11 protein-coding genes are annotated in these 13,581 nt (G+C 62.6%); 5 read left to right on the top strand and 6 right to left on the bottom strand.

Features of this window, described 5'->3' with window-relative positions:
• Positions 1–49: 49 nt before the first annotated feature.
• From QQJ96_RS21810 to QQJ96_RS21790, 5 genes are all read right to left on the bottom strand, one after another.
• The gene (locus QQJ96_RS21810; protein ID WP_284334147.1) at positions 50–1,570 is read right to left on the bottom strand and encodes a DHA2 family efflux MFS transporter permease subunit; all 1,521 of its coding nucleotides are present in this window, start codon (positions 1,568–1,570) and stop codon (positions 50–52) included.
• Positions 1,571–1,759: 189 nt separating this feature from the next.
• Complete coding sequence (locus QQJ96_RS21805) at positions 1,760–2,989, bottom strand: HlyD/EmrA/EmrK family protein (protein ID WP_284334146.1); 1,230 nt, start codon at positions 2,987–2,989, stop codon at positions 1,760–1,762.
• A 23-nt stretch (positions 2,990–3,012) separates the two neighbouring features.
• The gene (locus QQJ96_RS21800) at positions 3,013–4,452 is read right to left on the bottom strand and encodes an efflux transporter outer membrane subunit (RefSeq protein ID WP_284334145.1); all 1,440 of its coding nucleotides are present in this window, start codon (positions 4,450–4,452) and stop codon (positions 3,013–3,015) included.
• 151 nt (positions 4,453–4,603) lie between these two features.
• On the bottom strand, positions 4,604–5,068 hold the full coding sequence (locus tag QQJ96_RS21795; protein WP_284334144.1) for a MarR family winged helix-turn-helix transcriptional regulator: 465 nt from the start codon (positions 5,066–5,068) through the stop codon (positions 4,604–4,606).
• An 86-nt stretch (positions 5,069–5,154) separates the two neighbouring features.
• On the bottom strand, positions 5,155–5,412 hold the full coding sequence (locus QQJ96_RS21790) for a hypothetical protein (protein WP_284334143.1): 258 nt from the start codon (positions 5,410–5,412) through the stop codon (positions 5,155–5,157).
• Between the two features lie 269 nt (positions 5,413–5,681).
• On the opposite strand from QQJ96_RS21790, the gene QQJ96_RS21785 reads away from it, so the two are divergent.
• From QQJ96_RS21785 to QQJ96_RS21765, 5 genes are all read left to right on the top strand, one after another.
• Entirely contained in the window at positions 5,682–6,494 is an 813-nt protein-coding gene (locus QQJ96_RS21785; RefSeq protein WP_284334142.1) for an AraC family transcriptional regulator, read from the top strand.
• Between the two features lie 191 nt (positions 6,495–6,685).
• On the top strand, positions 6,686–11,143 hold the full coding sequence (locus QQJ96_RS21780) for a DEAD/DEAH box helicase (protein WP_284334141.1): 4,458 nt from the start codon (positions 6,686–6,688) through the stop codon (positions 11,141–11,143).
• Positions 11,144–11,169: 26 nt separating this feature from the next.
• Positions 11,170–11,394: an addiction module protein gene (locus QQJ96_RS21775; RefSeq protein ID WP_284334140.1), complete on the top strand. Its 225-nt coding sequence runs from the start codon at positions 11,170–11,172 to the stop codon at positions 11,392–11,394.
• 615 nt (positions 11,395–12,009) lie between these two features.
• The gene (locus QQJ96_RS21770; protein ID WP_284334139.1) at positions 12,010–12,768 is read left to right on the top strand and encodes an AAA family ATPase; all 759 of its coding nucleotides are present in this window, start codon (positions 12,010–12,012) and stop codon (positions 12,766–12,768) included.
• A 42-nt stretch (positions 12,769–12,810) separates the two neighbouring features.
• Positions 12,811–13,203: a VOC family protein gene (locus QQJ96_RS21765; protein ID WP_284334138.1), complete on the top strand. Its 393-nt coding sequence runs from the start codon at positions 12,811–12,813 to the stop codon at positions 13,201–13,203.
• Here the strand turns inward: QQJ96_RS21765 and QQJ96_RS21760 are convergent.
• Complete coding sequence (locus QQJ96_RS21760; RefSeq protein ID WP_284334137.1) at positions 13,191–13,562, bottom strand: nuclear transport factor 2 family protein; 372 nt, start codon at positions 13,560–13,562, stop codon at positions 13,191–13,193. The genes QQJ96_RS21765 and QQJ96_RS21760 overlap by 13 nt on opposite strands.
• Between the last annotated feature and the right edge of the window lie 19 nt (positions 13,563–13,581).

Here is a 13,581-nt window from a genome sequence, read left to right as displayed (position 1 = left end):
AAAGGCCTCACTCGTGTGAGGCCTTTTTTATTGCGGCGAACGCTTACACTCAATGGCCGCCGCCACCTGCCCCGGCTTTCGCCCCAAACGGCGGCTTGGCCATCCAGATCACCACGATCAGCGACAGGAAGATCAAGCCCAGCACGTGGAAGATTTCGTTGAAGGAAATCTGCAGTGCCTGCGCGCTGATCGTTTCATTCAACCTGGCAAACGTTGTCTGCGTATTGCCACTCTGGTTGATCACCGCCTGCGCGGTCGGGTTGTAGGGCGTGATCTGTTCGGCGAGTTGCGAGTGGTGCAGCACGGCGCGGCGTTCCCACATGAAGCTGGTGAGCGAGGCGGCGAAGCTGGCACCCACTGTGCGCAGGAAGGTAGCCACGCCGCCGCCCGAGGCGATTTCATGCGGCTGCAGATCCGACAGCAGAATGGTCGTGACCGGCATGAAGAACAGCGCCACGCCCAGGCCTTGCAGCAACTGCACCGAGGCGATGTGATTGAAGTCCACGCCGATATAGAAGCCCGAGCGGATCAGACAGGTGGCCCCCATCACCACGAAGGACAGCGCGGTGAGCATGCGCAAATCGAAGCGCGCGGCGTAGCGGCCTACGAAAGGCGTAAGAATCACCGGCAGGATACCCAGAGGCGCCGCGGCGAAGCCGGCCCAGGTGGCGGTGTAGCCCAGGTTGATCTGCAGCCACTGCGGCACCAGCAGGTTGATGGCAAAGAACGCCGCATAGGCCAGCACCAGCGAAATGGTACCCATGCGGAAGTTGCGATGGCGGAACAGCTTCAGATCGACGATCGGCTCTTTGTCGGTCAGCTCCCAGATCAGGAACACGGCGATGGCAATGGCCGAGATGATCGAGGTGATGATGATGAAGTTGGAATTGAACCAGTCTTCGTCATTGCCTTTGTCCAACACCACCTGCAGCGCGCCCACGCCGATCACCAGCGTGATCAAGCCCACGTAATCCATTTTCGGGCGTGAGGTCACCACTTCACGCAGGCGCAGCTGGTTGGCCACCACGAAGCTCGCGAAGATGCCGATCGGCACGTTGATGAAGAAGATCCACGGCCAAGAGTAGTTGTCGGTGATCCAGCCGCCGAGAATCGGGCCGGCGATGGGCGCCACCACCGTCACCATCGCCAACAGCGCCAGCGCCATCGGCCGTCTGTTGGGTGGATAGATGCCGATCAGCAAGGCTTGCGTGATCGGATACATGGGACCGGCCACGGCGCCTTGCAGGGTACGAAATACGATCAACATGCCCATGCTCTGCGCGATGCCGCACAGGAACGAGGCGATCGAGAACGCCAGCGTGGCCCACACGAACAGCTTCACCTCGCCGTAGCGACGGGTGAGAAAGCCGGTCAGCGGCAAGGCAATGGCGTTGCTCACCGCGAACGAGGTGATCACCCAGGTGCTCTCGTCCGAACTCACGCCGAGATTGCCGGCGATGGTCGGCAGCGACACGTTGGCAATGGTGGTGTCCAGCACCTGCATGAACGTGGCCAGCGACAAGCCGATCGTCGCCAGAACCAGGTTGGGTGGACGGAAATGGGTGCTCATGAAATGTCACCTGCATAACGATGCGTATAGCTGGCCCCTCTCCTCACGGGAGCGGGTTGGAGCGAGGGTGCGATTGGCGCGCGTAGATCAAGACTTGCCTGAACCTTCAACGTCGCGCTCCGCCCGGACCCTCACCCCCTGCCCCGCTCCCGCAGGGAGAGGGGTGATAGATGGTGCTGCTCCAGCGAATCAGCGCGCTTTTGCCATGGGAGCGGCGCCCTTGGCATTCACCGCCTGACCCAGGTTTTCGTGAATGATCCGCTCGATCTGTGCATTCGCATCGGCGAGCTGGTCCTTGTACACGTCCGTGCTGAAGCGTGGTTCGGTGCGCGGCGACTGCGACAGCGTCGGGCCGTTCTGGTCATGCAGGTTCACGTCGGTGGTCAGCGACATGCCGATGCGCAGCGGATTCTTGTCCAGCTGCGAGGGATCGGTGAATACCACGCGCACCGGTATGCGCTGCACGATCTTGATCCAGTTGCCGGTAGCGTTCTGTGCCGGCAGCAGCGAGAACGCACTGCCGGTACCCACGCCAAGGCTTTCCACCTGGCCCTTGTATTTCACCGAGCTGCCGTAGACGTCGGAGGTGACTTCGACCGTCTGGCCGATCCGCATATGCGTGAGCTGGGTTTCCTTGAAGTTGGCGTCCACCCACACTTGGTGCAGCGGCACCACTGCCATCAGCGCTGCACCCGGCTGGACGCGCTGTCCCACTTGCACGGTGCGCTTGGCAACATAGCCGGTCACCGGCGCAATCATCACGGTGCGCACGTCATCCAGATAAGCGGCGCGATACTGCGCGGCAGCAGCCTTCACGTCGGGATGCGAGGCGACAACGGTGTCGTCCACCAGCACACTGTTGGTCTGCAATTGCTGTTGCGAGGTCGCCAAAGCGCTTTGTGCCGAGGTGAGCGCATCGCGAGCGTGCGCCAACTCTTCGGCGGAAATCGCGCCGCTCTTGGCGAGATCGCGGCGGCGGTTGTAGTCGGCCTGCGCTTTTTCCAGCGCAATCTTCTCTACCGCGACCTGCGCTTGCGCACCGGTAACGGTGCTGTACAGGCCGCGCACCCGGCGCACCGTGTTGGCGAGATTCGCGGCAGCGCGCTGCAACTCGACGTCGGCATCGGAGCGGTCCAGCCGCACCATGACGTCGCCCTGCTTCACCAGATCGCCGTCATCACCGCCGATGCTGATGACGGTGCCGGCGATACGCGGCGTGATCTGCACGATGTTGCCGTTGACGTAGGCATCGTCGGTACTCTCGTACCAGCGGCCGACAAGGAAATACCAAACCGTCCACGCAATGGCGGCAAGCACGATCACCGCCAGCAGCAGCCGCAACAGGACGCCACGCCGGTTATTGGCCGGCGGTGCCTGCACGGCGGACGTGTCGGCAGTATTGGGATTCGGACTGGACATGGGGGTGCCTCAGAAACGTTGAATTACCGGGAGGAAAGTTCGGCTTCGGCCTGCGGACGGAAACCGCCGCCGAGCGCCTGGATCAGTTGTACGTTGAGATCGGATTGCTGGGCGCGCAGGGCGGCCATGCGCTGTTCGGCGGCGAGCAGCTCCTGGCGTACGCTGAGCGCTTCCAGGTAGTTGCCGATGCCGGCCTTGTAGCGCTGCTCGGAAAGCTTCCACGCATCGTTCGCCGCATCCAGCGCACGCTGCTGCGCCTGGATTTGCTCCTGCATCCAAGCGACGGCGTCGTAGTCGTCGGCCACTTCGTTCACCGCGGACACCAGCGTCTTGTTGTATTGCGCGACCGCGAGGTCGTACTGCGCATCCTTGCTGTTCAAGTTGGCGCGGCGGCGACCACCATCGAACAGCGGCAGGCTGATCGCCGGCGCCACTTCGTAGAAGCGGTTCTGCAACGAGAACAGGTTGGCCCCGCCGAGATTGATCAGGCCCGCCATCGCACCGATGTTCAGGTTGGGCAGGAACTCGGTCTTGGCCGCCTTGATGTCCTTGCTTGCCGCTTCCACGCGCCAGCGTGCCGCCACGAGGTCGGCGCGATGACCGACCAATTCCACCGGCAGGTTCGCCGGCACCGCCAGCGCCGCCGGCGGCAGCAACTGCGGCCGGGCGATTTCGAGGCCGCGATCGGGACCTTTGCCCAGCAACACCGACAAAGCCGTGTGCGCCGCATCGACGCTGCGATCGGCTTGCGCCTTCTGCCCTTGCGCGCTGGCCACTTCCGAATCGCTTTGCTTCAACTGCATCTGGTTGTCGATGCCGGCGGCCACGCGTTGGCGCGTGAGGTCACGTGCTTCGCCGGCGCGCTTCAGTTCGGCGGCGGCGACGTCCTGTTGCGCGTAGGCATACCCAAGCTGCACGTAGGCACGCGCGACATTGGTGGATAGCTCGATACGCGCGGCCCGAGCGTCTACATCCGCCGCACGCTGCTGGCCCAGAGCCGCTTCCCAGGTCGCGCGCTGGCCGCCCCACAGGTCGACGTTCCACTTGAAACTGGCGTCCGCGTATTTCAGCGCGCCGACATGGCCGGTGCCGAATACGGGAATGGAGGTGGGAATGCGCGCTTCGCCGAAGCTACCGCCGACGTTCAAGCTCGGTTTGCGCGAAGCATCGGCGGCGCCGGCCGCGGCCTGCGCCTGACGCGCACGCGCGTCGGCTTCGGCCAGGCCGGGGTTGTCACGCAGGGCCTCGGCGATCAGGGCGCTGAGCTGGGCATCGCCCAGGCCAGTCCACCAATCCTCCTTCGGCCAGGCCGCATCCGATACCTGCACGTTCGCCAGGCTGCGATCAGCCTTGAGCGAGGAGGGCTCGGTCAACCTGCCATTGGGGTGCAGGCCGCCGCTGGTCGCGCAACCGGCCAGGGCGAAGCTGAGTCCGACAGCAGCCGCAAGAGTTTGCAGACGCATGGCTTTCAATCTCGAAGTTTGAAGTGAATGAAGCGGTCCATCGGGAAGCGTCCCTGGTCTTCCCGAATCGCCAAAACCGGCGTGTACCGGCTGGCGGCGTAGCAACGGGCAGCTTTCGTGCCCGATGTGGCATGGATCCCCCTTGGATCCGTCAGCTCTTGTTCTTGTCGCGCAAGGCTTGCAGCACGCGACTCAAGTAGTCATGCAAGCGTTCCCGCTCGATCTCGTCCAATGACCGCTGCGCTGCTTCCAGCACGCGGTCACTACAACCCGTCAATTGCTGCCACAGCGCGTTGCCGGCCTCGGTGAGTTCGATGCGCAGGGCTCGACGGTCCTGTTCATGCGGGCGGCGGCGCAAATAGCCCTTGCCCTCCAGTTGGTCGAGCTGGCGGGTCATGGCGCCGCCATCCAGTTCCACCGAGCGAGCCAGTTCCGTGGCCGACATCGGCCCCAGCATGGCCAGCCGCTTGAGCATCACGAACTGGATGTAGCGAAGGTCCAGGCCCTTGGCGGCGATTTCCGCCTCGATGCTGCGCACCAACTCGACCCGGACCAGGTTGATCAGCAGGCCGAGGCTTTCCTGGTTGGCGGGAGTAACGAGCGGTCCGGTATTCATGGACGCGTATTCTATTGCCTCAAAAATATTTGTCAAGGCAAATATATGTTGGACACCTTTTGTTACAGCAAATGGACAGACATGAATTATTCCCGACCGGACGCCAACAGTTCGGCCAGCTCGTCGGCCAGCCAGGTTTTCAAGGCCGGGTCACGCAGCTCGAACAGCTCGAACACGCCCAGCGCCCGCAGCGCCGGCAATTGCGCCAGCAGGCGTGGCTCCATCGCGCGCCGCACCGCTTCAGGCGTGGCCGGATCGAGCATTTGATGGGCGCAGGCAACGAAGGTCTCGAGCGGGGATCGGGACACCTCGGACTTCAGGGAAACCAGTTGCAGGGGGGACATGGTCTTTCCTTTTCGGGTACAGCGGATCGCTCATAAAGACGGACGAACAAGGCATGCCGTGACAGACATCGGGCGCACCAGGCCTTCCGGACAGCACCTGTTGGCACGGTCATCGGCAACCCCTGGAGTAGTTCGTCGAGAAAAAAAGCCGCGAGCGGCGGCAGCGGCGCGGCTGACCCATGCTGTCTACTGGTCAGCAGAGCCAAGGATAGGCAAGGCACATGACAAGCTGATAACGTCATTTGGCCAAAAAATGTCGAGATTCGGCCATGCAACGGACCAAGCAGGAGCTTTATCAGCTGATCGAGCGCCTCGACGGCCCTGCCCTCATCGCCTATTGGGATGACGGCGAAGCCTTCAGCGAATACAAGCCGGACACCCAGAGCTACGACTGGCACAGCCACGCGCGCGGACAATTTTTCTGCGTGGAAAGCGGCCTGGTGCACATGCATACCGCGCACGGCTCGTGGCTGTTGCCACCACACCGCGCCGGGTGGATGCCGCCGGGCGAGATGCACAAGGTCACCATCAATGGCCCGCTGACCGGCTGGGGCGTGTTTTTGCATCCGGACAGCGCCCATTGCCTTCCCCCGCGACCGGGGGTGATCGGCGTCAACGCGCTGATGCGCGAACTGGTCCATCGCGCCAGCTCCTGGACCTGGAGCGACGAACTCAATGAGCGGCAGGAACGGGTGATGACGGTGCTGCTCGAAGAGATCCGCGATTCACCGCTTGAACCCTTGCATCTGCCGATGCCGATGGACCGGCGTCTGCTGCGCATCGCCCAGGCCGTGCTGGAACAGCCCCACGACAATCGCAGCCTGGAAGACTGGGCCGCCTGGGCCGGGCTTTCCGCGCGCACGCTCAGCCGCCTGTTTCGCGCCGAAACCGCCTTGAGCTTTGCGCAGTGGCGCCAGCAGGCAAGGCTGACCAAAGGGCTGGAGCAACTGGCCGAAGGCCTGCCCGTCGCTACGGTTGCGGACGGCCTGGGCTACGCCAGCACCAGCGCCTTCATCGCCATGTTCCGCCGCTGCTTCGGCCATCCGCCGGCGCGGTACTTCGGGCAGCGCGCAGCGGCGTAGCAGTCTCATGCTGTGAGACGCAGGTAGGCTGGGATGGCAATCCCAGCTTTCTGGCGGCCTGCATAGGCTGGGATTGCCATTCCAGCCTACGCGACAAGGTCAGGGCAGGGAGCGCACGCTTTTACGCGGCCGTTTCACCCCTATGTCATGATCCCGAGGACCTTGCGCCCGTGCGATCACGGGTTACCACGATGCCTCTGCAAAACTTCCATCCCGCGGTTGCCAGCTGGTTCGGTAACACGTTTCCGGCGCCGACCTCGGCGCAGGCTGCCGCCTGGCCGGCGATCAGGGCAGGGCGGCACACGCTGGTCGCGGCGCCGACCGGCTCGGGCAAGACACTTACCGCCTTCCTTGCCGCTATCGATCAGCTGGTGCGGGAAAGCGTGGCGCGAGGCGGCACGCTGCCGGATGAAACACGCGTGGTGTACGTGTCGCCGTTGAAGGCACTGTCCAACGACATCCACATCAATCTCGAAGCGCCGCTGGAAGGCATCGGCGTCGAACTGGAAAAGCTGGGCTTGCCAGGAGCACCTATTCGCACTGCCGTACGCACCGGCGACACCCCGCAAGCCGAGCGTAACCTGATGCGCAAGGCGCCGCCGCATATCCTGGTGACCACGCCGGAATCGCTGTACGTGCTGATGGGCTCGCTGTCCGGACGCGAAATGCTCAAGAGCGTGCGCAGCGTAATCGTGGATGAAATCCACGCGGTGGCGACGAGCAAGCGTGGCGCGCACCTGGCCGTTACGCTGGAGCGGCTGGAGGCCTTGTGCCAGCGGCCGCTGCAGCGAATCGGTTTGTCGGCGACGCAGAAGCCGATTGAAGACGTGGCGAAATTCCTGGTGGGCGAGGGCACTGGAATCGCTCCTTCGCCTCTTCGAGACGAAGGCTCGGCCGCGCCGGAAACGCTGCAACAGCCGGTCACGGCAGACCTCTTCGCAATTGCTCCCTCCGATTCCAGCGCGCCGCCCAACGAGGAGCGGGAAACAGCCTGCGCCATCATCGATGTCGGCCACACCCGCGCGCGCGACCTGGCCATCGAAGTTCCGCCGGTGCCGCTGGAAGCGGTGATGTCCAACGACGCCTGGGGGCTGGTCTACAACCAGCTCACCCAGCTCGTCGAACAGCACCGCACCACCCTGGTATTCGTCAACACGCGGCGCATGGCCGAACGCCTGGCGCGACATCTGTCCGAGCGCATGGGCCACGAAGCGGTGGCCGCGCATCACGGCAGCCTGGCCAAGGAACAACGCCTGGATGCCGAGCAACGCCTCAAGCGTGGCGAACTGAAAGTGCTGGTCGCCACCGCCTCGCTGGAGCTGGGCATCGACATCGGCGACGTGGATCTGGTGTGCCAGCTTTCCTCGCCGCGCTCCATCGCCGCCTTCCTGCAACGTGCCGGCCGTTCCGGCCACGCGGTGAGCGGCACGCCGAAGGCACGCCTGTTTCCGACCAGCCGCGACGACCTGGTCGAATGCGCGGCCATGCTCGATTGCGTGCGCCGTGGCGAACTCGACACCCTGATCCAGCCGCCGCAACCGCTGGATGTGCTGGCCCAACAGATCGTGGCCGAAGTCGCCTGCGCGGAATGGGATGAAGACGCGCTGTTCGACCTGGTGCGCCGTGCATATCCATATCGCACATTGCCACGCGAAACCTTCGTTGGCGTGGTGCGCATGCTGGCCGAAGGCTTCAGCACGCGGCGCGGCCCGCGGGCCGCCTATATCCATCGCGATGCCGTGCATCATGCGCTGCGCGCAAGACGAGGCGCGCGGCTTACCGCTGTCACTTCCGGCGGCACCATTCCCGATACCGCCGACTATCTGGTGGTGCTGGAACCGCAGGCGACCATCGTCGGCACGGTGAACGAGGATTTCGCGATCGAGAGCATGGCCGGCGACATCTTCCAACTAGGCAATACCAGCTATCGCATCATGCGCGTGGAGCGCGACCGTCTGCGCGTGGAAGATGCGCAAGGCGCGCCCCCAAGCATTCCGTTCTGGCTGGGGGAGGCGCCAGGGCGCAGCAATGAATTGTCAGTAGGCGTGTCGCGCCTGCGCGAAGAAATTGTCGCTCGCGTTGATACCGGCGGTGTGCAGGCGGCCTTCGACTGGCTGCGCGAAACGCTGCGGCTGAGCGAATCGGCCGCCCAGCAACTGGTGGAATACCTGGCCAAGGCCAAGGCCGCGCTGGGTGTGATGCCCACCCAGACCACCCTGGTATTCGAGCGCTTTTTTGACGAATCCGGCGGCACCCAGCTGGTGATCCACACACCCTGGGGCAGCCGCATCAACAAGGCATGGGGCCTGGCGCTGCGCAAGCGCTTCTGCCGGCAATTCAATTTCGAGCTGCAGGCCGCCGCGACGGAAAACGCGATCGTGCTGTCGCTTTCCACCAGCCACAGCTTTCCGTTGATCGAGGTGGCGCGTTACCTGCACAGCAACACTGCCGAGCATGTGTTGGTGCAGGCGCTGCTGGACGCGCCGCTGTTTCCGGTGCGCTGGCGCTGGAACGCGGTAACCGCGTTGGCCTTGCCCCGCTATGCGGGCGGCAAGAAAGTGCCCGCGCCGTTGCAGCGCATGAAGAGCGAGGATCTGCTCGCCACCGTGTTCCCCGACCAGGTCGCCTGCCTGGAAAACATCGTGGGCGAGCGTCAGGTTCCCGATCATCCGCTGGTCAACCAGACCCTGCACGACTGCCTGCGTGAAGCGATGGACGTGGATGGCTGGCTGGAAGTGCTGAAAAAAATGGAGTCCGGCGCCATCACCGTCGTCGCCCGCGACCTCACGGCGCCCAGCCCGCTCGCCAGCGAAGTGCTCAATGCGGCGCCCTACGCCTTCCTCGACGATGCACCCTTGGAAGAACGCCGTACGCGCGCGGTGCAGACACGCCATTGGAACGGCATCGAGGACACCGACGACCTGGCCAAGCTGGATCCGGAAGCGATCGCGGCCGTGCGCGGCGAAGCGTGGCCGCAGGTGCGCAGTGCGGACGAAATGCATGAGGCACTCAATGTATTGGGCTTCATCACCGCTGAAGAAGCCCGCGCCCAGGAAGGATGGCTGGATTGGCTCAACAAGCTCGCCAAGGTTCATCGCGCGACGCTCTTCGGTGCTTCCCCTGGCGTATGGATCTGCGCGGAGAAACTGCCGATATGGCAAGCGGTGCACGAACACACCGCGCTGCATCCGCCGATCGCAGCACCCGCCGAATACGCCGCGCAAACCTGGGCCCGCGAAGACGCCCTGCTGGAACTCGTGCGCGGCCGACTCACCGGCCTCGGCCCCTGCACGGTCACTGCGCTTGCCGTTTCCATGCAGGTGGAAAGCAGCGACATCGACCTCGCCCTGATCCGCCTGCAATCCGAAGGCTACGTGATGCAGGGCCGCTTCTCGCCGGACACGAGCGAAACCGAATGGTGCGAACGCCATCTGCTCGCACGCATCCATCGCTACACCATCGGCCGCCTGCGGCGTGAAATCGAGCCGGTCAGCCGCCGTGACCTGATGCGCTTCCTGCTCCAATGGCAGCACGCCACGCCAGCGGCAAAGCTGCGTGGCCCGGATGCATTGAACGCGCTGCTCGGCCAGTTCGAAGGCTACGAGGCCGCTGCCGGCGCCTGGGAAAGCGAGCTGTTGGCCAGCCGCATCGAGGATTACTCCAGCCGCTGGCTGGACGAACTGTGCCGCGCCGGCCGCATCGGCTGGAACCGCCTGCGCAGCGGCGGCGGCAGTGGCGGCCCGGTGCGCGCCACTCCCATCGTGCTGCTACCACGCCGGCAGTTGGCGTTATGGACCGCCATGGCCGATCGCAACCAGGAGCAGGAGCCGCTGCTTTCATCCCGCGCGCAAGCTGTTGCCGATGCCTTGGCCGCACACGGTGCGCTGTTCTTCGATGAATTGCTCGACGCGGCACATCTGCTGCGTACCGAACTGGAGGACGCACTCGGCGAACTGGTTTCGGCCGGCCGGGTAAGCTCCGACAGCTTTGCCGGCTTGCGCGCCTTGCTCACGCCCGCGGCCAAACGCGAGTCGCCTCGCCATCGCCGCGTGCGCCGGCATGTCCTGAGCGAAATCGAGGATGCGGGCCGCTGGTCGTTGGTACGCAAGCTTGCCACCAGCTCGCCAGCGCCAGTTTCGCGGGACGCTGCTCCCGACGATCCCATCGAACATATAGCGCGCGTGCTGCTGCGCCGCTACGGCGTCATCTTCTGGAAACTGCTCGAACGAGAAGCTCCCTGGCTGCCTTCGTGGCGCGAGTTGCTACGCGTCTATCATCGTCTGGAGGCCCGCGGCGAAATCCGCGGCGGCCGTTTCGTGGAAGGCCTGGTCGGCGAGCAATTCGCCCTGCCCGAAGCCATTGCCCAGTTGCGTGGCATCCGTCAGCGGCCCGACGAACAACTCCGCGTCACCCTCTGCGGCAGCGACCCTCTGAACCTGGTCGGCACCGTCCTGGCCGGCGATCGCCTACCCGCCCTGGCCGGCACTCGCGTGCTCTACGAAGACGGCGTGCCGGTGGCCGCCCTGGTTGCCAACAAACCGCAGTGGCTGATCGAGGGCGATCTGGCGCAGCAACGGCGCTGGTACAACGCCCTATTGAGGCGCCAGGAACCGGACGGCACCAGCGATGTAACATACGTCCATCGTTAATTTCCGGCTTTATTCAGTGGTGAGCTATGGATCTGAAATCTCTCGAAAATGAAGCGCTCAGCCTCTCCTCCCAAGAGAGGGCGCAATTGGCCTTTGACCTGATCGAAAGCCTCGAATCACTTTCACCTTCGGAAGTCGAGCAGCTATGGGCACAGGAAGCGCTACGCCGCAGTGAGCACATCGATACCCAATCAGTCGCGCTGACGAGCTCGGACACCGTTTCGGCCAAAGCTCGCGCGTTGTTGCGGTGAGTATCTGGTTTCATCCTGCGGCGGAGATCGAGCACCTGGATCACGTCGCCTACTACGAATCACGCCAAAGAGGCCTTGGTTCAGGCTATTTGGCCGAATTCGAAAAGCTCTTGGTTACCATGGCAGAAGGACCGCAAAGATTTCCGCTTGTTGGCCCCGGGCAAATCCGCCGAGCGCATCTCCGGCGCTTTCCTATTACGGTGTTATTTCGGCAATCGTCGCCGGCCAACATATTGGGTTGCAAGACTCTGATTTGAGCGCGCAGCCAAAGCAACAAGATCCGCCTCATTTTGGCCTGTAGTGACAACGGAAACCGAATCCAGGCATTACTGAGCGGAAGAATGTCTTCCCGATTCATGCGAACTCGTCTACGACTTTTTCCGCTCACGTGGCGCCTATGCCCGCTTCAAGGACCTGCTCGAGCAAAAAGGTCAACTGCAACAATGGTACGACTACGAAAATCAGGCTACTAAACAGGCGCTGCACGAATGGTGCGCCGACGAGGGGCTAAGACTTGTAGGGGACGAGTAACACTTCGTAGCTGGCCCTACGCCATGTGCCGTGTTTGCATGCCATAGGCATCTCACTGGCTCAGCGATTCAAGGGAGTGGACACATGCTTTCGGAGCAATACATCAGCCGCATCGCCTTGAAACGCGACAAAGTTGAGTCATTCAAACAATATCCGTTTTCTCTGCCCGCCGTCAGTTGGCTGGAGCAACTGGAAGTTCACCCCAAGGTGACCTTCTTTGTCGGCGAAAATGGATCGGGAAAGTCGACCTTGCTCGAAGCCATCGCGATATCCATGGGCTTCAATGCCGAGGGTGGCACCAAGAATTTTAGCTTCGGAACACGTCTTTCTCATTCGGAGCTGCATGAATTTCTACGAATAGCCAAGGGTATCAAGCGCCCGAGAGATGGCTTTTTCTTGCGTGCCGAGAGTTTCTTCAACGTGGCCACGGAAATCGAGCGCCTGGACAGCGAGCCGAGTTTTGGGCCTCCCGTCATCGGCTCTTACGGCGGTCGCTCGCTGCACGAGCAATCGCATGGCGAATCCTTCATGGCCTTGCTGCTCAATCGATTTGGCGGCAAAGGGCTTTACATGCTTGACGAACCGGAAGCGGCATTATCGCCGCAACGACAACTGGCAGCTCTATCACGAATCCATGAACTGGTCTGCGACAGCTCGCAATTCATCATCGCCACGCATTCTCCGATCCTGATGGCCTATCCGGATGCATGGATCTATCAGTTCACCGGACAAGGTATCGTTCGCGTGGCGTATGAGGATACCGAGCACTACCAGGTCACACGTTCTTTCATGATGCATCCAGAGCGGATGCTCAAGGCCTTAATGGAGCGAGCACCCGATTGAATCATGGGTGCCCGCTGACTCCCGCAGCTTGAGGAGAACGACATGGTGCTGCTTGATCACTTCATTCTGGATGTGAAAGATGTCGAAGCAAGTATTGCTTTCTACACGCAGATCCTTGGATTCACTCATGAAGGAAGAGAGGGGCCGTTCGCTGTAATCAGGGTGAATCGGCAGCTGGTCATGCTGTTGTCGTCCCGGGCACCACAGACAACCGAGCATTATGCGTTTGCACTGCCAAGCCAGGAGTTCCAGGTCGTCATCACGCGTATCAAGGCGGCAGGAATGGCCTACGGACCTTCTTTCAATACCGTGGGCTCGAATACCGGCCCTGGCGATGAAGCGGGCGCACGCGGACTGGCTGCCACGCTGTATTTCCATGACCCCAGCGGCCATTTGCTGGAGATTCGCCACTATGAATCCGATCAATCGCTATAGTCGGCGATATAGATCAGCCGGCCCTCGCGTTCGCGGTATTCGCTGCGTCCATCCAGCTCAATGCTCTGCCCGGCGCGTACCCCGTTGGGCAGATCGACGGCGAAGGTGCCCTGGAAATGGATCTGCGCGTAGGCCACTCCGGCCGCCTCGCTGTAGGTGGTGATGCTCTGGTGCCTCGCCGAGAACAGATATTTAGAGTTTTCAGCCAGATAACGCAGCTCATGGATGCCTACGGTGCGTACGCTGAGCACGCCGGCCGTGTAATTTTCGAAGATCACTTCGCTATGCATGGTAGCGAGCATGGCGTCGACGTCGATGCGGTTATAGGCGTCGATGTAGCGTTCGATAAGGGCGCGCATGAGGTTTCTCCCAACAACG

The organism is Dyella flagellata (assembly GCF_030160275.1).
Lineage (GTDB): Bacteria > Pseudomonadota > Gammaproteobacteria > Xanthomonadales > Rhodanobacteraceae > Dyella_B > Dyella_B flagellata.
The sequence above is the reverse complement of the archived record's forward strand: the minus strand, read 5'-3'. Positions and strand labels throughout refer to the sequence as shown.